Genomic DNA, 18,187 nt, shown 5'->3' with positions numbered 1-18,187 from the left:
TGATTTATGAAGAAGTTAGTGCTACTATTGATTTTAGGCTCGTTGGTGTTTACTAGTCAAGCACAGACAGCCATAGATGAAGAGCAACCGGGTGCTTGGTACATGTATTTCTTTACCAAGAAATTTGAGAAAAGTAGGTTTGGGATTCAGGGAGATTATCAGTTTCGATATTGGGATTTTGGGTCTGATAAGGAACAGATTTTATTGAGAACTGGAATTACCTATAAGCCGAAAAAGGCAGATATTCTTTTTACCCTAGGCTATGGATTTATATCCTCTGGAGCGTTTGGGGAAAGTACTGAAAATGTCATCGAAAATCGTATTTACCAAGAAGCCTTAATACCACAGCGTATCGGAAGTCGGTTTTTACTTACACATAGGTTTAGATATGAGCAGCGCTGGGTAGATGGGCAAGATTTCAGGACAAGGTATCGATACAATCTCTTCCTAAATATCCCTCTGAATGCTACTGATCTGAAAAAGAAGACAGTCTATATCGCTTTATACAATGAGCTCTTTATCAATGGTCAGAGAGGCATAGGAGATGGTAGATCTGTAGAAATATTTGATAGAAACCGAGCCTATGGAGGACTAGGTTATGGGTTAAAGAATAATCTACGCATGCAACTGGGCTGGATGAATCAAACTACTGATGACATCAGTAAAGGTCAAGCACAAGTTAGTTTACATCATACGTTTTAATCAAAAGACCGCCTGAGCGTATCGGGCGGTCTTTTTTAGAATGATTCGCCTATGAAGAGGTAAAAGCCAGAACCTTCTGAGGTGAGTGCATAGTCCAATCGCGTCCAGATGTCCTTTTTTGGAAATAGTAAAAAGCGCAAGCCTGCTCCACCTGAATAAAGCATCTTATTGAACGAGGCTTGGTCAAAAGAAGGAAATACATTGCCCGTACTAGCAAATACCGCTGCTCCAATTCTATTGGTAAAGCCTAGGGGAAGAGGAAGCATTCTAAACTCCGCTTGAGCAGCTATTTGATTGAAATCTCTGTACCTGCCGAGGTAGTAGCCACGCATCATACTTTCTCCGCCCAAGAGCGCAAGTTGGTTGAAAGGCGTGCCAGAGGAGTTGAACTGACCGATCATCTGCGCAGCAAAGACATTCCGTTTGCTGACGGGTTTGAAGTATCTCGTATCGAAGAATACATTGCTAAAGTTGAATGTACTGCCCAGTGCATCGCTATATCTCAAAAAGCCTAACTCCGCAAAAAAGCCATCTCTGACATTGAGTACATTGTGTCTGTTGTCATAGACTATGCCTAAGCCTACACCGAAATTAGTAGAACCCTGAGCACCTAGTGGAAGGGGGAAATCTGAGGGGGCAGACGCACTGTTTTCAAAGTTCACCTGACGCATCCTTTGGTAGTCTAGTTCTAAGCCGATGAAGAAGTCTTTTTTGATCTTTCTCAGCACACGCTCTTTGATCAAAATCTGATTGGCATCTACCAAAGCTAGGTAGTCGGATGGTGTATCATAGCCTATGCCATGATAGTAGATAGGAAAGCTCTGAATCTTGATATCCCCTAAGAAAAACCACTTGTCTTGGTCACTGTAGAGCGCATGCTCAAACCAAAAGCCATATTGATTTTCTAGCGTAAAAAAGCTAAAACCACTGATCTCAGAAAGTCGATTGGTCGTGTCTCTATTTTGATAGTAGACATAAAGCGAGGAAAGACCAATCTCCCAGCTAGTTTCTGGAGCATAAGCTAGGGTAGGATAAATCAGAAATTGAGGTTTAGAGATATCACTGGTGTCATTGATGATGCTATTGATATAGCGCTTGGCAAAGCTTTGTGCAGAGGCATGATGGTGCAAACTGCTGAGGATCAATACTGCAAAAAGTAAGGCACATTGACGAAGTGTAGACATCTAGGTATAAATTTCAGCTATATTAATGCTTTTTGATAGGAGATAGTTGCGATCGTGGGGCATATTATTTCAAATATTTTTAATGGCTACACATTAAATCATGGCTTTGAATAAGATTTTCACTTTATCACTCCATTAAACATCTTAGCATAGCACTAACGGACAAGGTTTATGCATCATTATCAAGATTTGAAAGCTTATAAGTATCGTTCATAAAATTTGCCTTAGTTTATTCAGATTAATATGATATTTTGTGAAAGGAAATTCCAAAACTAAGCTTATGATGAAAAAAGTAACTTTACTGCTGTTGCTCGCTGTTTGTTGGGTGACAGTGAGTGCTCAAGAGAAAAGTATCTTAGCGCAGCTCGAAGAGATCGCGATAGTCGATCAAAAGGTGATGATGCCGATGAGAGATGGTGTCAGGTTGGCTACAGATATCTACAGACCTAAGGGTGACAAGCCAGTTCCGATCATTTTCTCCCGTACTCCCTATAATTTCAACAGCTACCGTGATGGAGAGCTGGTCACGCGTACCATGCAGACCGCCCTGGAGGCAGTGAAGAGAGGCTATGCCTATGTGGTGCAAAATGAAAGAGGACGCTTCTTTTCTGAGGGAGAGTGGGATATCCTCGGTACGCCACTGACGGATGGTTATGATGCCTTCACTTGGATGGCAGAGCAGCCTTGGAGCAATGGCAAGATCGGTACTATCGGTTGTAGCTCGACCGCAGAGTGGCAGATGGCTGTCGCAGCGATGGATCATCCAGCACATGCTGCCTTGATTCCACAGGCATTTGGCGCAGGAGTAGGTCGTATAGGTAATTACTATGAGCAAGGCAACTGGTACCGTGGAGGTGCTGGCCAGATGCTCTTTACCACTTGGTTATACAGTACGCAGCATGATCCAATGGCGCCCCGTTTGCCAGAAGGTATCGCGCAAGAAGATCTACAAAGACTTCAAAGGTTTTATGACATGGCTCCTAGATACCCTAGGGTAGACTGGAAAGAAGGTTTGAGTCATTTGCCTATTCAAGATATCATCAAAAATGTCAATGGTCCTCAAGGAATCTATGAGGAAATGATCACTAGAAAGCCTAATGATCCTAAGTGGTATGAGGGTGGTCTTTTCCATGATGATATGGAGTTTGAGAAACCAAGCTTTTGGTTTGTGTCATGGTATGATGTATCGACTAGCCCAAACCTCGCCATGTACAATCATATCAGAGCCAATGCGAAAGATCCTAAAGTAAGAGACAATCAGTATTTGGTGATCGCTCCTACGCTGCATTGTGCTTATACTCGAGCTACTGAAAATACGATCGTAGGAGAGCGCTCAGTAGGAGATGCTCGGCTTAACTATGAGGAGCTGACTTATGCATGGTTTGACTTTTGGCTCAAAGGAGAAGAAAATGCGACCAAAAATGAAATGCCTAAAGTGCGCTACTATACCATGGGAGCTAATAAGTGGCAGAGTGCCGATACATGGCCTCCTGCGGAAACGCAGATGGTGACTTACTACCTAGATAGTAAAGGTAAAGCCAATAGCAGGTTGGGTGATGGTACACTTAGCACGAAGCGACCATCTAAAGACAATCCTGATACTTTTCAATACGACCCAATGGATCCAGTAACTTCTAATGGAGGCAATGTCTGCTGTACAGGCAATGCGATCCAAGGGGGTGCCTTTGATCAGCAGGAAATGGAACTCAGAGACGATATCCTTGTCTATACTTCAGCGCCACTGGAAGCAGGTGTGGAGGTGAGTGGATTTATCGAGGCTAAACTCTTTCTTTCCTCGGATGTGAAGGACACAGACTTGACGATCAAGATCATCGATGTGTATCCTGATGGCACAGCTTATAATCTAGATGAAACCATACAGCGTGTTCGCTATAGAGAAGGCTATGAGAAAGAAGTATGGATGGAAAAAGGCAAAGTCTATGAAGTCAATATGACGCCTATGTCTACTTCCAATTATTTCGAAAAGGGGCACCGTATCCGTATAGAAGTTTCTAGCTCAAACTTCCCAAGATTTGATCGTAATATGAATACGGGTGGCAATACCTATGATGAGACTACGGGTGTGGTGGCGACCAATACGATTCACCATTCTGCAAAGCATCCTAGCAGCATCAGCCTGCCGATGATTATAAAAAAATAATGGTCATTATGTGATCTGATCAGGAGGCCTCCAAAGCAATTGTTTTGGAGGCTTTTTTGTGGATGCGGACTATATCTCTGCATTCCTACGTATATTTCGCTATGCGGAAAATTTACCTCATACTATATCTCTTAGGCTATAGTTTCTCATTATTTGCTCAACAAGATACTACGCGTCAAGCGAAGCCATTTTCTTGGGCTGTGCTGCCTATCGTTTATAGCACGCCAGAGACGAGTTGGGCATTTGGTATTGGGGCAGTAGCTAGCGCTAGACTAGGGGCGGACACGAGTACTTATGAGAGTCAAGCAACTGTAGGAGGTGCCTATACCTTGGAAGATCAGTTCTTGACTTATGCCAGTTGGCGGATATTTACCAATGAAAATAAGCATGTGCTCGCAGGTGAACTGGGTTGGTATCGCTACGTCTACTACTATTATGGACAAGGAAACCAAGTCGTGCCGGAGGAGGAACGAGAAGTCTATGAAGTCACTTATCCGAGGCTGCGCTTAGATTATTTGCATAAGTTGATAGGCAACTGGTACGGTGGGCTTCGCTATTGGATGGATGATTTTCAAGATCTAAGGCCAGATCCTTCAGGTCAGTTGGTACAGGGCGTCTTAGGTGTGACAGGAGGTGTCATTAGTGGACTAGGGCCATTGATCACCTATGATGATCGGGATAGCCAACTTTATCCTACCAAGGGCAGCTATTTGGCTGCAAGCTGGCAATTTTATACTGATTTTTTAGGGAGTGATTATACGTATGATCGCTGGATGTTAGATGCCAGGCGCGTATATGGCTTGGGAAAATCTCGAACGCTTGTGGGGCAGTTTTATGCAGAAGGCAGTCGTGGAGATGTACCCTTTTATGCCTTGCCACAGCTGGGAGGTAATCGCCTCCTGCGAGGCTTGTTTGAGGGTAAATACCGAGATAACCAAGTCTATGCAGGACAAGTGGACTATCGCCAAAAAGTTTGGGAGCGCTGGGGCTATGTGCTCTTTACAGGGGTGGGAACGGTCACAGAATCGCTGGGGGATATGTCTGATTCAGTGACTAAGCTAACATATGGGCTAGGCTTTAGGTACCAATTGAGCAAGACTTCTTTACTGAATATCCGATTGGATTTGGCGCACTCGCCTGGGGAAGATTTTAGATTTTACTTGACTTTTGGGGAAGCTTTTTAACTATTGAGGCTGCTATCAGCTATCATAATCCTCGTCTTCCAATCCTTTGATTTGTTGCTTGATGAGCAGCTTGACATAGTGCCTATTTCTACGTTCTTTTTTGGCAGAGGCGCGTTTATCATTTCGCTTGTCCTTCACAATCTCGTGGAGGTTGTCCAAGTCTTCTAGTTGCTTGACATCATTGACAGAAGTTCTTTTAGGCATGATGGGATCGGTTTAACTTCCCTCATAACTCAAAGAAAAATAGGAATGTTAGCCAAAATGCTTCTTAATTTTTAGCCCTACGGTCTTTGATATACTCATTATAATAAACCGCTACGTCAAAAGCTGTATTGATTTCTTTGGCTTTTATCTGGGCTTGGAGTGGGGGACAGTCTTGGAAATAAGCTTCCAAGTTTTGTCGCTTCAAACCGAATAATCCTTGAGTGGCTCTCACGAGGTAGTCTTCACCTTCCCGCTTGAAAAATGGAACATAGATTGGATCTGAATTATCCCCACTGGGCTGTTCCCATTCGTAGAGGCTTAGGTAGTCGGATAGGATAACTTTCATAAACTGGGGCTTACCTAGACCTGGGCGGCTATCATAGTTAGCTTTCAGGCGTTCGGTTCTCAGTTTGATCCAGATGCTATGGTACAGGTCATCTCCTCGCTTGTAGGCTTTGATGTCTTTGGCTGAGAATTTCTTTGGAAAGAGGCCATGGCCTTTTAGCCTTATTTTTTGGTAGGGGGTGGTATTGAAGACTTGAGATTTGCGGTCTCGCACTTCCCCTCTTAGGGTATCTCCTTGGTGAGTAACGACATAGCCAGGGGCATAGTTGGACTGGGCGATGGCTTTCGTTGAAAAAAGGATGCCATTCAAGAGGAGTATTGCTAAGATGTATGGTTTCATAAGCTGATTTTAGGTAGCCGACTGAAGCTTTCTGTGTTTACGTAATGGGAGAGGAAGTGTTCTGTTGGGAATTTCAGAGTAGTACGTTTGTGTGAGAAAAGCGTTGAATGCCTGTTGGCAGGCGCGAAACAGGAATGCCAGGAATGCAGGAATAATCGTAGAGACGTCCATTCATGGCGTCTCTTTTATAATCAGCTAATCGCATTTACCTCCCGCAGGGATGGCCTGCCTCCTGTAGGGAGGGTGACAAAAAGGGCATTTTACATCAAACCAGCATTTCAATAATTGTTAACAGTATGAAGTATCTGTATTGAAATGTAGCATGCTTGCATTGTCATCCCGAGGAACGAGGGATCTCGGAGTAGCTCGCTTCTGAACGGATAGCGCTAGCTGGTCGCTAGATGTTTCTAAACAAACGAGAGGATGACGCACCCTATCCTGCTCCTGTTCAAAAGGCCTTACAAACGCCTGTCTCGGCCGTCCTCGTTGCAAACGAAGGACGATGTGCTTACTCAACATGTCAAAGAACGGATCTTGGCCGTATGGTGAGCAAGATGGGGAATGACACCCAATCCTCCAACTGAACGTGCGTTTTATGCGCTTTTTGCACATTTATACACTTTTTGCGTTTTATGCGGATTATGCGTTCTGTGCGCTTTATTCGTTTTATGCGCATTTCGACACTTTTTGCGCTTTATGCGTATTTTGCGCTTTTCTGCACTTTATGCGTTTTATGCGCTTTATGCGCCTGGTCAAAGCCTTAATGCCCAACTATGTACCAAGTATCCCCCAAGTATCTCCCAAGTATCCCCCCAACCATCCCCCAAGTATCTACCCAGAATCATGGTGAAAAGTACCATGAAATATGAGAAATAGACAAATCAGAATGTTTGAAAAACAGCGAATTTCGGAGGGGTCTTTTGTAAGAAGGAATTAGTTATGAGAGAAATTCCAAATAATGTTTTGGGTAATTATGAGGTAGAATAGTGAAATAGCTTCTGATATCTAATCTTTAAAATCTTTGAGTGATTCCAAATTTCAACATTCCATTGCCATTCGGAAAGTTTTCAAATTGAAAGCCGATTTCTGGCGCTACTATTTGATTGTTGTATCGCCTTATGGCTTTGTCTAAAAATCTCGAAGCCCTAATGTCAAAAAATATTGAAGCGACAGTTGATGCACCAAGGGCTGACCAATAGACTTCGCTTGGAAGATTGTCTTGATTTGAAATTCCGTAAAGTGAGATCGCGGAGGCTACAAACTTTAATATTTTAGTAGTTCTTGCATTCTTTTTAAATCTGTTGAAATTTCTTGTAATGTTTTCATCCTTAATTTCCAATAATGGGATCTGCAATGCATATGGACTTTCAAATACATGGTTCTCATATAAGTATTTGGTTTTGAATAAGCCATAGTCAACTGTTATAGGTGAGTTTTTTTTACTTGACTGAGCATATGAGTGAACGCTCAATGCCAAAAATAAGAGAATCAAAATATTGATTTTCAAAATAGGTTTGATGTAGGATTTCATTATTGATAGGTTTTCTTATTGAGTATTTAAAGTTTACAAACCTAACTTTCTAAGTTTTCAAGGAAAGCTCAGATCTTACTGATATGATGAAAATTGTTAGTGAAGTGACTTAAATGACACAGTGAGCTGCTTTAGGTTTCTCCGGAGATAGATATTTAGAATTTGCTCTTGACATTGGCCATGTCTCGATGTGTCAATGATTATACGTAGTCAATCTTGTAGGTATCCTATGATCAATATACAGTAGTCTTTGTACTAAGTTTAGCTAACTCAGTATGGATAAAATATAGATGTTCAAATACAAGTACAATAGAAGGACTCTTGAAATTATGGTCTTTATAGGCGGTAACTTGGTATATCAGTGATAGATATCCGATTTAAGGAATTAGCACTTCAGTGATCATTTTTATCATTTCAATAGGTTTTTCATTGAGACACCCTATAAGAGAGAATAGGTTTGCAACTCAATCAAAAATCAAAAAAAATGAGAAAATCAATTTATTTGACATTGTTACTGACAGTGGTTGTAGTTTTGCAAAGTTGTTCTCAAGGACTCAACTTTGGGATAAAAGGAGGAGTAAACTTTGCAGGATTTAATGGATCAAGTGCTGTTTTTGACTCCGAAAGTATTACTAGCTATCATGCAGGACTTTTTGTAGAACTTGGGTTTACTGAAAAGTTTTCAATACAACCTGAGATTTTATATTCCACAACGGGAGCAAATATATCATTTGAAGATGCTACAAGAAATTTTAAAAATAAATTAGGTTATATTTCTGTACCAGTAATGGCGAAATTCTACCTGATTCCTAATAGGTTATCAATAGATTTAGGCCCTCAGTTATCTTATTTGTGGGATGAAGAGAATGAGCCTACTCTTGACAATTCTAGTAATTATGATATTTCTGTAGCTGGTGGGATAACATTTCGAGTACTTGGGCCTTTATTTATACAGGGGAGATATAATCATGGTCTGAATGATATTAAGTCTGATGCAGATGTAAGCAATAGAGTCTTTCAGCTTTCCGCAGGTCTAAGATTTTAGTGTAATTAGGTACTTAGTATGCGAATAGTCATATGACATTTAAAATGATTCAATTCATCAAGAAGAAAGTAAGCAAGATTCTTTTGATTTTGCTTACTTTTTTTGGTCTTTTATTTATAGGTTTTTTAAACTTCCCAGAAGTATACAATAAGCATTATTTTGATCAATATCCTGTTAATGCTGTATTTGATATAATTACTTCCTTAATCCTATGTGTCTTAATTATTGAGCTGTTTCAATGGATAGATCGTAGAATGAATAATGTAATGCCATGGCATCTTCAACCTATTCAGCGTTGGATAATTCAAACGATCATACAAATATTTACCACTATACTTTTACTTTTTATCTATGGTTTCGTCACCTATCTTTTAATGATACTTTTTAATATTCAAGTTGATGATCAAGCTCCTAAGAGGGAGGATAAGGTTTATGCATACTATTTTTTATCAGTTATATTCTTGTCGTTGATAGTGAGTATGGTCAATACGGTAGTTTTCTTATCTTCTAACTGGCGGAGAGAGATCATTACAGCGGCAGAATATAAAACCAAGGCTGCTGAGAGTAAACAGTTGGTTGCCCAAACTGAGCTACTTGCTTTACGTTTACAACTTGACTCTCATTTTGTGTTTAATAATTTAAGTGTATTGTCTGAACTGATCCTAAAGGATCAAAGTTTGGGGTATCAATACAGTGAAAATTTTGCTAGGCTTTATCGTTATCTGTTAGTTAACTCCAAGAAGGAGTTAATTACATTAAAGGAAGAGATGAAGTTTATTGAATCTTATCTTTTTTTACTCAAGAATAGAATGGGGGAGGGAGTCGATTTTTTAATTTCAGTGTCTGAAGAGCAGATGAGTCTAAAACTTCCTCCTATATCATTACAAATCCTAATAGAAAATGCTGTCAAGCATAATAAAGTAGACAAGGATTCTCCCTTGCAAGTAAAGATATACTCTCTAAGTACGGATTATTTAGTAGTATATAATGAACTTAAGCCCTTATTGAAAAACCCCATATCTTCAGGTATAGGTTTAGAGAATATAGTAAAAAGATATTCCCTGATTTCAGATAAGACCCCAATCATAAGTCAAGACAATAATTCATTTATCGTACAACTCCCCTTACTGAAATGACTTTAAGTACAAGCGTATTGATAATCGAAGATGAGGAAGCAAATGCCAATAGACTGAAAAGGATGGTCACAGGCTTGAGAAGTAACTATCTGATACTAGAGGTTCTTTCAAGTATCGAAAAATCTGTTGATTGGCTTTCTAATAATGAGCATCCAGATTTATTGTTTATGGACATTAGATTATCTGATGGGGTAAGTTTTGAAATTTTTAATTTGATTGATATTAAGTGCCCTGTCATTTTTACTACAGCGTATGATGAATTTGCATTAAGAGCATTTAAGCATAACAGCATAGACTATCTCTTAAAACCTATAGAAGAAGACGAGCTTAAATTTGCTTTGGAAAAATTCGAAAATCAGCAACAAAAAATATCAAATAAATTTGACTTTCCTCGTGAAATTCTTGACATGATGCTCCAAAAGGAATACCGGGTAAGGTTTCTAGTCACCTATAAAGATGGGTTCAAACAAGTAAGTGTTTCTAATATATCCTATTTTATGTCAGAGTACGGGTCTACGTTTAGCGTTACTTTTGATGGGGAGAAACATCTCGTATCTCATACTTTGGAGTCACTTGAAGAACAGTTGGATCCAAAAGAATTTTTTAGAGCAAATAGACAGTACATCGTCAATGTAAAATCAATAACTCAAGTTCATAACTATTTTAACTCTAAGCTTAAACTTGATATCAAACAATGTAAAGAGGGCGTGTTTATCAGTAGGTTGAAAGCAACGCTCTTTAAAGAATGGCTTGATTCATAGTTTGAGTGGCTATCGATTTCGATCGCGCTTCACATCATTTCATCACCTAAGATCATCACTTCGATCATTTATTTCCTTTCCCGGGCATCCTCATTACTACCTTTACATCATTGTTAAACAAATGATATATATGATGAAAAAAATGGTAATGTTTCTGCTCTTGAGCTATTCTTTTATGAATACAGGCTATGCTCAAAAGTATTTTGGAAAGAGTTTTCAATCTACAGTAGAGGTTGATGAGTATTATGATGCCTCTGATGTCAAGATCTCTCATTCAATCATGGGAAAGGCTGAAATGGATCAAGGCTTTAGATCTTTAGAAAAGTGTCAGCAAAAAATTGTTGATTTAGCTAAGAAGAAAGGAGCTGATGGAATCATTTTCACTGTAGTTGAAGAAAATTATGGATCGTCTACTTCTAGTGGTGCAAATGTGAATACTAAGAAGAAAAATAAGACTACTGCGACAGGTAGTTCATCTACTGTTGAATTAACCAAAAAGAAAATATTAGCCACATTTATTAAATATGATTGATTAGTTTTTAACAATTCATATTTCTTAAAAGTACTGGTAAAGGCACACTTGGTATTTGTTTAGTTATCGTAATATAGTAACAACTTCTTTTTTTGATAACGTTTAGTAAAATTTTTTACCAAGTTGCTTTTACCTTTTATTATGTATTACAAAATTATTCATTTTTAGTAATCTATGAGGCATTTAATTGTTTATGCTCATCCCTCACTACATAGTTTAAATGGATTCTTCAAACAAGTGGTTGAAGATAGCGTCAAGAGAAAAGGTGATGAATTAGAAATTCGTGATCTGTACAAATTAAATTTCAATCCGATATTATCAGCTGAAGACATAGCCGGTCAACGACAAGGGAAAGTAAAAAGTGATGTGAGGGTTGAGCAGGAGTTTATAAAATGGGCGGATTGCCTTACGTTTATTTATCCCATCTGGTGGACTGGTTTTCCAGCCATCATGAAGGGATATATTGATAGAGTCTTCACTTATGGTTTTGCTTATCGATATAACGAAGGAGTTCATGAAAGTTTGTTAACTGATAAGCAGGCTATAATCATTAATTCCCATGGTAAATCACATGCGGAATATCATCAAAGTGGCATGCATAAAGCACTTCTACTTACTTCTGACATTGGCATTTATTCTTACAGTGGTATAAGTGTCAAAAGACATATTTTTTTCGAAAAGGCTGATAGTGTGAGTTCTCAAGAGCTTTTAGATTGGGAAAGACAGATCCGTGATATTTATTGATTTTTTAATCAAGATTGAATGCTGTTTTGTTAGCTTTCTTTTTTTGAACAAAATTCGTGAATTCTAATACGTTTATCCTTGATTTACAAACTTTAGCACTATTTGTATCCTGTAGATTTGTAAAAAAACAAATATGAAAAGTATACAGAAAGTTTGGTTTATCACAGGAGCCTCCAAAGGAATGGGGCTTGAAATCACAAAAGCAGGTTTGAATAATGGCGATAAAGTCATAGCAACATCTCGAAATATAGATGAGCTTGTAGAACTATCTAAACTGCATGGAGGTCATTTGCTTCCAATAAAACTAGACATCACCAACGAAAAGGATGTTCAAAGTGCTATTTCAAATGGTATAGCTAAGTTTGGACGGATAGACATTGTGGTCAATAATGCGGGCTACAACCTATTAGGGAGTATCGAAGAAATCAGTGATGAAGAATTTAGAAAAACAATGGAAGTCAATTTTTTTGCTATGACTCATATCATTAGAAATGTTCTTCCGCATTTGCGCAAGCAACGATCAGGACATATCATCAATACGGCATCTATGATGGGGTACATGAGCTATCCTGGCAATGGAAGCTATAGTGCTTCGAAATACGCAGTCATAGGATTGTCGGAAGCACTGGCTCAAGAAGTTGCTCCTTTTGGCATTAAGGTGACTATTTTGGCTCCAGGAACCTTCCGGACAAATTTTATGAATCAGGAAACTCTCACGGTTGCACAGCATCAAATTGACGTCTATGAATTAAATAATCAGATTGAGCAGTTTACAGGATTCGATGGTAAGCAACTAGGAGATCCTAAAAAATTGGCTGAGGTCGTACTTCAGATTACAGACATGCCTAATCCTCCCTTGCATCTTCCACTAGGTTCAGATAGCTACCATGCCATTTTGGAAGTTCGTAAACACGAGAAGCAGGAAATGGAACAATGGAAAAGCTTATCTTTATCTACAGATTTTGAATAAAATATGATGAAAAAAGCTGCTCCATATAAAATTGAGTCAATATCTGAACTTCATAGATTATTTAATTTGTCAAAACCAATTCATCCTTTGATAAGTGTGATTGATTTTGAGCAATTAAAATTTGATTCTAATCAAATTTGGAGCAGTTTTTATTATGATTTCTATTGCGTAGCGATTAAAAAAGGTGCTTCAGGCAAGTTTCGGTACGGGCAGGGTTATTATGATTTTGATGAAGGGGTAATGAGCTTTACTAAGCCAGGTCAAATCTTTTCTGTCACAAATATCCCAGATGACCCCGTATCAGGATATATGATGGTTTTTAAACCTGATCTTATACGGCATCATGAATTAGGGAAGGTGATAGGTAATTATGGATTCTTCTCATATTCTACCTCAGAAGCGCTTCACCTTTCTGAAAAGGAAGATAATGTCATCATGTCTCTGATGCATCAAATGCAGGATGAACTAAAAAATAACATTGATCATTACAGTCAGGATTTAATCGTTTCGCATATCGACCTGCTTTTAAATTATGCAAAGCGTTTTTACAATAGACAGTTTCTGACGCGAAGTTCTGTGAATAGTGACATAGTAGTAAAAATGGAAAAATTAATGGATGCGTACCTAAGAATTGATGCTGCACACTTAGGCGTTCCAACGGTCAGCTATTTTGCCGAAAAATTTAATGTCTCGCCAAATTATTTCAGTGATTTATTGAAAAGTGCTACTGGCAGAAGTGCGCAAATACATATCCAAGAAGCGATAGTCGAAAGAGCGAAAGAACTACTTTCTACTACTAATTTAAGCATAAAGGAAATCGCTTATGATTTGGGATTTGGATATTCTCAGTCATTCAGTACAGTATTTAAGAAGCACACACAACAGACACCTGTGCAATTCAGGGCATCATTTAATTGAAAAATTTATCCTAGTTTCATAATGAATCTAGTAACTATAGTAAATCTGCTAGATTTGATAATTTAGATAGTGTAGTCTGTCGATGATTTGAGTTGATTACAGTGTAGACCTCAAACCGTATTAAATGGCTCTTATCGATTGAAGTATCAATTTCAACAGAAATCATGATTGAAAAGGAATAGCGAACATGAATTTTGCAGGAGAGGGGTGGTTTTTAGGGTGAGTGAATGCTAAGAGCTTCTGTCCAAAAGGCGTTAAAAACGCCTATCTCGGCCGTCCTCGTTGCAAACGTAGGACGATGTGCTTACTCAACATGTCAAAGAACGGATCTTGGCCGTATGGTGAGCAAGATGGGGAGGGGAATTTGAATTCACAAACGAATGTTCGTTTTGTACGCATTATGCGTATTATTCGTTTTGTTCGCTTTATTCGTTCTGTTCGTATTATTCGTTTTATTCGCCTGATATAAGGGGAAGTAAAGGAAGAGTCGGGGAAGAGTCGAGGATAAGTCGAGGAAGAGTCGAGGATAACTCCTTTTGAAAATGACTCAAAATATAAAAATAATTATATTATAAATTAAAAATTTATAAATTATAGATTTATGTGATTGTCACAAATTGACACTCGAAGTTCTACTTTTGAAAGACAATTTTGGTGATTTGCTAGCCACCGATGCGTGCAGATCATCCGCGCTTTACCCTCGCTTAGCAATACCTGACAAACGCCCCCTTTGGATGAATAAAATATGCTGGTCAATTAGGATGATTTTGCTATATTGTCTATATTTTTAATCTGTCTCAAAAATTACGGATCGCTATGCAACAGAAAATACACCAAGGTCGCAATGTCAAACGCTTCAGAGAGATGCTGGGTATCAAGCAAGAAGTCCTGACGCTAGAACTCGGTGAAGAGTGGTCGCAAAAGAAAATTTCCCTCCTCGAACAAAGAGAAACCATCTAAGATGATATCCTCCGTCAAGTATCTGATATCCTCAAAATCCCTGTAGAAGCTATTCAGAATTTTGATGAGGAACAGGCAGTGAACTTAATTTCATGTAATTTTTCTGATAATGCCGTGTTTAATAACAGGGTAGAAAATCTTAATTATAATCCAATTGAAAAGATAGTACAGCTACACGAAGAAAAAATTGCCCTTTATGAGCGTATGCTTAAGGAAAAGGATGAGATGATGGCGAGATTGGAGAGCTTGATAAAGGGGTGAAAGTGATTTGAGGATAGTGGTGAATGTGGTTTAGGAAAAGTTTGTTTTGCCGTAGTAAAACTTTTATTTAATCAATGAATGGTCACTTTTGGGTAAGTGCTGTTATAAGCAGCCGTTCTTTTCATTCTTCCTTTTTAAGCTTCTTAATTAAGTCATCAAAAGTTATTTCGACCCAATCTTTCTTCTACTCAGACCTAAATAAAATGTCTTTTACAATGCCCGCTAACGTTTAGTATATGAAGCGTAGCGCCCGAATGGATCTATGATTTCATATACAGTGTTATGAGCTTTTTTACATTCTTCATTGTCACTGAAAATTGTCCATGCTTAAGTCTCTTATCTCCATTCCAAGGCCCCTTATTTAGTTCCACATTTGCAGTGTAACAAAAATAAGTTAAAATGAACTTTAAAAGTTTAATCAAATTTAAAAGTTTAATCAAATTAAGTAGCTTAGTTCTAATTCTAGGGATAATAATTCAAACATTTTCTCAATCTAAAAAAAGTAATATTATGGTCAATACAAAAAATGAAAAAATCGGATTATTAGTAATCATGAAAGCGAAAGAAGGTAAGGAGCAAGAAGTGAAAGAGTTTCTTCTAGGTGGTTTATCATTGGTAAATGCAGAACCAAAAACTGCATCTTGGTTTGCATTTCAAATAGATGAACAAACTTTCGGAATTTATGACACATTTGAAGCTGAAGAAGGCAGACAGGCACACTTAAAAGGAGAAGTGGCAAAAGCCTTATTGGCCAATGCTGGAGATCTTTTAGAAGGTTTTGATGTTAGCAGAGACATTAAGGCTGTTGATGTTCAAGCAAGTAATCATAAAGTGGGTAATCAGAATAAGGGATTGTTGGTGATTATGAAAGCCAAAGAAGGAAAGACATCTGCAGTGGAGGATTTCTTACAAGCGGGCAAGTCATTGGTAAGTTCTGAGCCTGCAACTTTATCATGGTATGCTTTTAAAATCAATGAAGAAACATATGCCATTTTCGATACGTTTGCAGATGACGCTGGCAGAGATGCTCATTTGACAGGGAAAGTAGCAGCAGCGTTGATGGAGAATGCGCCTGTAATTTTGGAAGGCTTTGATGCTTCAGCAATTCAAAAAATTAACATTCTAGCTTCAAAATAAATATTTGATTTAAGAAAGGAGTGCTTTAGGTACTCCTTTTTTTTAAAATTTGAATGAGCTAAAAAATAAATTTAGTATGGCAAAAATAATTATAGACAAACAAAACGGAGAACTTGCGTTTAGATTAGAAGAGCTCAACGACCTAAGCCAGTTTGATCATTTACAAAGAAGAAATTATTATTCTATCGTTTTGTTATGTGGAATTAGCTATGAACTAAGCGTTGATTTTCAGAATTTTGAATTGCAAGGAAATCAAATGATTTGTTTGGCTCCGTATCAACCTTTTATGATACGTTCTGAAGAAAAGTGTCAGGGTTACTTATTGAATTTTCATCCCGATTTTTTTTGTACATATAGACATCAAAACGAAATAGAGACCGAGGGATTCCTTTTTAATAATTTCCATGGTTTACCCTATTTTACTGTAAACGAGCAAAGCCTATTTCTTAGTTTGATTGATCAAATTTCGAAAGAGATGGACAAAGACTCAATCGCTCAGCATGAAGTTCTTGTGGCATATTTAAAAGTGTTTTTAATAGAAGCGGTCAGACATAAGAAACAATTTGATCAACAATTAACTCCCAGATTATCAGATTCAAATACAGAAATTTTACAAAATTTAGTCGATGCAATTGAGAGTAATTATTGCAAATTCCATTCTCCCCAAGAATACGCAGATGAACTATGTGTAAGTCCTAAAATTTTAGCCAGTATCGTCAAGAAATATCTCAATCAAACGACTTCATCCTTAATTTCAAATAGAATCATTATTGAGGCGAAACGAGAACTTTATCTAACTTCTAAACCAGTGAAACAAGTTGCTGCTTTTTTAGGTTTTGACGATGAATTCTATTTTAGTCGTTTTTTTAAAAAGAAGGTAGGAGTATCGCCTGATATTTATCGTAAGACAGTTGGTTTTGCTAAACTAGAGTCAAATTAATTGCTCATAACGGTTGGCAGCTACCCGAAGGTGGCGATTCCGGAGCACTTCACTGTCAACCAAGCACAAACTTAGATAGTAGCAAAAAGCTTGATTTAACCACTGAACCGCCACTTTTGGGTAGGTGCTGTTAGTGCCTGTGCTTCTTTTATTTCGTTCAAAGGTCAGGTTCATTGTCATTGAAGTAAATTATAAAAATCTTGTGTTCGTCAATGTCAACGCCTTCGTTTTTCTTTTCCTTCAGAAACTCAAAAGTCTGTGTTTCTTTATCAAAGTCTGTTTCGTTAATTAGTTTGTCGAACTTTTGATTAACTTGGTTTGCTGTCCTGTTGCAGTAAGTAACCCATTCTTCATTTTCCTGTCTTTCGTCAGGGTCGTAAGAGAGCCAATAAAGTTCACAAATACCGTCATCAAAAACATACTGAACCTGTCCACCTACAATTGCCATTGGAACTTGTCGAGCTGCTTCAACTACTTTTTTGAAGTCTTGTTGTTTCCAACCAAATTCGTTTCCGCTTTCTATGGCTCTTTCTCTTATTTGTTTTGGAAGTCTGTATTCTTGTCGTTCAAGTCTTCCTAAATTCCACGAGAACAGCACAAAGTCCGTTGCCGCTTCATACAATTTGTCAAAAGTCTTTATTTGCTCACGGTCTTTGTCAAACCAACCAACTCTATATGTGTTTTCGTGTTCTTCTATAAATGTCGCTGGTGAACATCTCTTGTCATAAGAAAACTGCAAGATTTTGCCACATAGTTCGGGTCTTTGTCTAAGGTAGGAAAGTAGGTCGAATTGATTGAAACTGAATTTTATGTCATTATTCCCACCAATAATTTTGTCGAACCAAGATTTGTCACGAGCCAAAATCTCTCTTGCTTGTCGTTCTGTCAAACTACAAGCTGCTTCAAGTTCTATGTCTTTCGTGTCTGTCGTCATAGCATTGGCACTAACGGTCCGCGTATATGATTAGGTGCGGATTGCGGGTTGCTTCCCTGTCGAAAAGCACCGAGGCTGATGCGGGAGATAATGCTAATTATCAGCACCGAAACCGCACTTAATTATATACGCTGTTGGCAACTGGGCTTTTTTACATCCAAATTCAGACTATTTATTTCTTCAAATTAAAAAAAATAT

17 protein-coding genes and 1 pseudogene are annotated in these 18,187 nt (G+C 38.2%); 13 read left to right on the top strand and 5 right to left on the bottom strand.

Annotation, left to right across the window (positions count from 1 at the left end; all coding sequences use genetic code 11):
• Positions 1 to 6 precede the first annotated feature (6 nt).
• On the top strand, positions 7 to 702 hold the full coding sequence (locus I5349_RS08935) for a DUF2490 domain-containing protein (protein WP_226390414.1): 696 nt from the start codon (positions 7 to 9) through the stop codon (positions 700 to 702).
• 35 nt (positions 703 to 737) lie between these two features.
• Here the strand turns inward: I5349_RS08935 and I5349_RS08930 are convergent, their stop codons facing one another.
• Positions 738 to 1,886: a BamA/TamA family outer membrane protein gene (locus I5349_RS08930; protein WP_226390413.1), complete on the bottom strand. Its 1,149-nt coding sequence runs from the start codon at positions 1,884 to 1,886 to the stop codon at positions 738 to 740.
• Positions 1,887 to 2,169: 283 nt separating this feature from the next.
• Between I5349_RS08930 and I5349_RS08925 the strand changes: the two genes are divergently transcribed.
• Positions 2,170 to 4,047, top strand: a complete 1,878-nt coding sequence (locus I5349_RS08925; RefSeq protein ID WP_226390769.1) for a CocE/NonD family hydrolase — start codon at positions 2,170 to 2,172, stop codon at positions 4,045 to 4,047.
• A 101-nt stretch (positions 4,048 to 4,148) separates the two neighbouring features.
• Positions 4,149 to 5,231, top strand: a complete 1,083-nt coding sequence (locus tag I5349_RS08920) for a BamA/TamA family outer membrane protein (RefSeq protein WP_226390412.1) — start codon at positions 4,149 to 4,151, stop codon at positions 5,229 to 5,231.
• A 15-nt stretch (positions 5,232 to 5,246) separates the two neighbouring features.
• On the opposite strand, the gene I5349_RS08915 is transcribed toward I5349_RS08920, so the two are convergent.
• The 3 genes from I5349_RS08915 to I5349_RS08905 form a co-directional block, all read right to left on the bottom strand.
• On the bottom strand, positions 5,247 to 5,435 hold the full coding sequence (locus I5349_RS08915; RefSeq protein WP_226390411.1) for a hypothetical protein: 189 nt from the start codon (positions 5,433 to 5,435) through the stop codon (positions 5,247 to 5,249).
• Positions 5,436 to 5,499: 64 nt separating this feature from the next.
• Positions 5,500 to 6,120 (bottom strand): hypothetical protein, encoded by a 621-nt coding sequence (locus I5349_RS08910; protein ID WP_226390410.1) that lies wholly within the window; start codon positions 6,118 to 6,120, stop codon positions 5,500 to 5,502.
• 1,012 nt (positions 6,121 to 7,132) lie between these two features.
• Positions 7,133 to 7,651, bottom strand: coding sequence for a hypothetical protein (locus tag I5349_RS08905; protein WP_226390409.1), 519 nt, complete (start codon positions 7,649 to 7,651; stop codon positions 7,133 to 7,135).
• Between the two features lie 484 nt (positions 7,652 to 8,135).
• Here I5349_RS08905 and I5349_RS08900 point away from each other — a divergent pair, with 484 nt between their 5' ends.
• From I5349_RS08900 to I5349_RS08855, 10 genes and pseudogenes are all read left to right on the top strand, one after another.
• Positions 8,136 to 8,696 carry a porin family protein gene (locus I5349_RS08900; protein WP_226390408.1) on the top strand — a complete coding sequence of 187 codons (561 nt, stop codon included), beginning with the start codon at positions 8,136 to 8,138 and terminating at the stop codon, positions 8,694 to 8,696.
• A gap of 44 nt (positions 8,697 to 8,740) precedes the next feature.
• Positions 8,741 to 9,832 (top strand): sensor histidine kinase, encoded by a 1,092-nt coding sequence (locus tag I5349_RS08895; protein ID WP_226390407.1) that lies wholly within the window; start codon positions 8,741 to 8,743, stop codon positions 9,830 to 9,832.
• A 17-nt stretch (positions 9,833 to 9,849) separates the two neighbouring features.
• The gene (locus I5349_RS08890; protein ID WP_262895379.1) at positions 9,850 to 10,593 is read left to right on the top strand and encodes a LytR/AlgR family response regulator transcription factor; all 744 of its coding nucleotides are present in this window, start codon (positions 9,850 to 9,852) and stop codon (positions 10,591 to 10,593) included.
• A gap of 130 nt (positions 10,594 to 10,723) precedes the next feature.
• Entirely contained in the window at positions 10,724 to 11,125 is a 402-nt protein-coding gene (locus I5349_RS08885) for a hypothetical protein (protein WP_226390405.1), read from the top strand.
• Positions 11,126 to 11,299: 174 nt separating this feature from the next.
• Positions 11,300 to 11,869: an NAD(P)H-dependent oxidoreductase gene (locus I5349_RS08880; RefSeq protein WP_226390404.1), complete on the top strand. Its 570-nt coding sequence runs from the start codon at positions 11,300 to 11,302 to the stop codon at positions 11,867 to 11,869.
• 133 nt (positions 11,870 to 12,002) lie between these two features.
• Positions 12,003 to 12,839 carry an SDR family NAD(P)-dependent oxidoreductase gene (locus tag I5349_RS08875; protein WP_226390403.1) on the top strand — a complete coding sequence of 279 codons (837 nt, stop codon included), beginning with the start codon at positions 12,003 to 12,005 and terminating at the stop codon, positions 12,837 to 12,839.
• Positions 12,840 to 12,842: 3 nt separating this feature from the next.
• A complete protein-coding gene (locus I5349_RS08870) occupies positions 12,843 to 13,757 on the top strand; it encodes a helix-turn-helix domain-containing protein (RefSeq protein WP_226390402.1) in 915 nt (304 codons plus the stop codon).
• Positions 13,758 to 14,573: 816 nt separating this feature from the next.
• Positions 14,574 to 14,978, top strand: a pseudogene (locus I5349_RS08865) (XRE family transcriptional regulator).
• Between the two features lie 399 nt (positions 14,979 to 15,377).
• Positions 15,378 to 16,115: a putative quinol monooxygenase gene (locus I5349_RS08860; RefSeq protein ID WP_226390401.1), complete on the top strand. Its 738-nt coding sequence runs from the start codon at positions 15,378 to 15,380 to the stop codon at positions 16,113 to 16,115.
• Between the two features lie 76 nt (positions 16,116 to 16,191).
• Positions 16,192 to 17,055 (top strand): helix-turn-helix domain-containing protein, encoded by an 864-nt coding sequence (locus I5349_RS08855; protein WP_226390400.1) that lies wholly within the window; start codon positions 16,192 to 16,194, stop codon positions 17,053 to 17,055.
• Between the two features lie 157 nt (positions 17,056 to 17,212).
• Here the strand turns inward: I5349_RS08855 and I5349_RS08850 are convergent, their stop codons facing one another.
• Positions 17,213 to 17,989 carry a hypothetical protein gene (locus I5349_RS08850; protein ID WP_226390399.1) on the bottom strand — a complete coding sequence of 259 codons (777 nt, stop codon included), beginning with the start codon at positions 17,987 to 17,989 and terminating at the stop codon, positions 17,213 to 17,215.
• Between the last annotated feature and the right edge of the window lie 198 nt (positions 17,990 to 18,187).

The sequence above is a fragment of the Penaeicola halotolerans genome (genome assembly GCF_016464625.1).
Lineage (GTDB): Bacteria > Bacteroidota > Bacteroidia > Cytophagales > Cyclobacteriaceae > Penaeicola > Penaeicola halotolerans.
Note: the sequence above shows the minus strand (reverse complement) of the source record. Positions and strands in the feature narration are given on the sequence as shown.

What these genes read in the sequence shown, in the direction of transcription:
- I5349_RS08935 (WP_226390414.1), top strand. Translation starts at nt 7, where the DNA reads ATGAAGAAGTTAGTGCTACTATTGATTTTAGGCTCGTTGGTGTTTACT.
- I5349_RS08930 (WP_226390413.1), bottom strand. Translation starts at nt 1,886, where the DNA reads ATGTCTACACTTCGTCAATGTGCCTTACTTTTTGCAGTATTGATCCTC.
- I5349_RS08925 (WP_226390769.1), top strand. Translation starts at nt 2,170, where the DNA reads ATGAAAAAAGTAACTTTACTGCTGTTGCTCGCTGTTTGTTGGGTGACA.
- I5349_RS08920 (WP_226390412.1), top strand. Translation starts at nt 4,149, where the DNA reads ATGCGGAAAATTTACCTCATACTATATCTCTTAGGCTATAGTTTCTCA.
- I5349_RS08915 (WP_226390411.1), bottom strand. Translation starts at nt 5,435, where the DNA reads ATGCCTAAAAGAACTTCTGTCAATGATGTCAAGCAACTAGAAGACTTG.
- I5349_RS08910 (WP_226390410.1), bottom strand. Translation starts at nt 6,120, where the DNA reads ATGAAACCATACATCTTAGCAATACTCCTCTTGAATGGCATCCTTTTT.
- I5349_RS08905 (WP_226390409.1), bottom strand. Translation starts at nt 7,651, where the DNA reads ATGAAATCCTACATCAAACCTATTTTGAAAATCAATATTTTGATTCTC.
- I5349_RS08900 (WP_226390408.1), top strand. Translation starts at nt 8,136, where the DNA reads ATGAGAAAATCAATTTATTTGACATTGTTACTGACAGTGGTTGTAGTT.
- I5349_RS08895 (WP_226390407.1), top strand. Translation starts at nt 8,741, where the DNA reads ATGATTCAATTCATCAAGAAGAAAGTAAGCAAGATTCTTTTGATTTTG.
- I5349_RS08885 (WP_226390405.1), top strand. Translation starts at nt 10,724, where the DNA reads ATGATGAAAAAAATGGTAATGTTTCTGCTCTTGAGCTATTCTTTTATG.
- I5349_RS08880 (WP_226390404.1), top strand. Translation starts at nt 11,300, where the DNA reads ATGAGGCATTTAATTGTTTATGCTCATCCCTCACTACATAGTTTAAAT.
- I5349_RS08875 (WP_226390403.1), top strand. Translation starts at nt 12,003, where the DNA reads ATGAAAAGTATACAGAAAGTTTGGTTTATCACAGGAGCCTCCAAAGGA.
- I5349_RS08870 (WP_226390402.1), top strand. Translation starts at nt 12,843, where the DNA reads ATGATGAAAAAAGCTGCTCCATATAAAATTGAGTCAATATCTGAACTT.
- I5349_RS08860 (WP_226390401.1), top strand. Translation starts at nt 15,378, where the DNA reads ATGAACTTTAAAAGTTTAATCAAATTTAAAAGTTTAATCAAATTAAGT.
- I5349_RS08855 (WP_226390400.1), top strand. Translation starts at nt 16,192, where the DNA reads ATGGCAAAAATAATTATAGACAAACAAAACGGAGAACTTGCGTTTAGA.
- I5349_RS08850 (WP_226390399.1), bottom strand. Translation starts at nt 17,989, where the DNA reads ATGACGACAGACACGAAAGACATAGAACTTGAAGCAGCTTGTAGTTTG.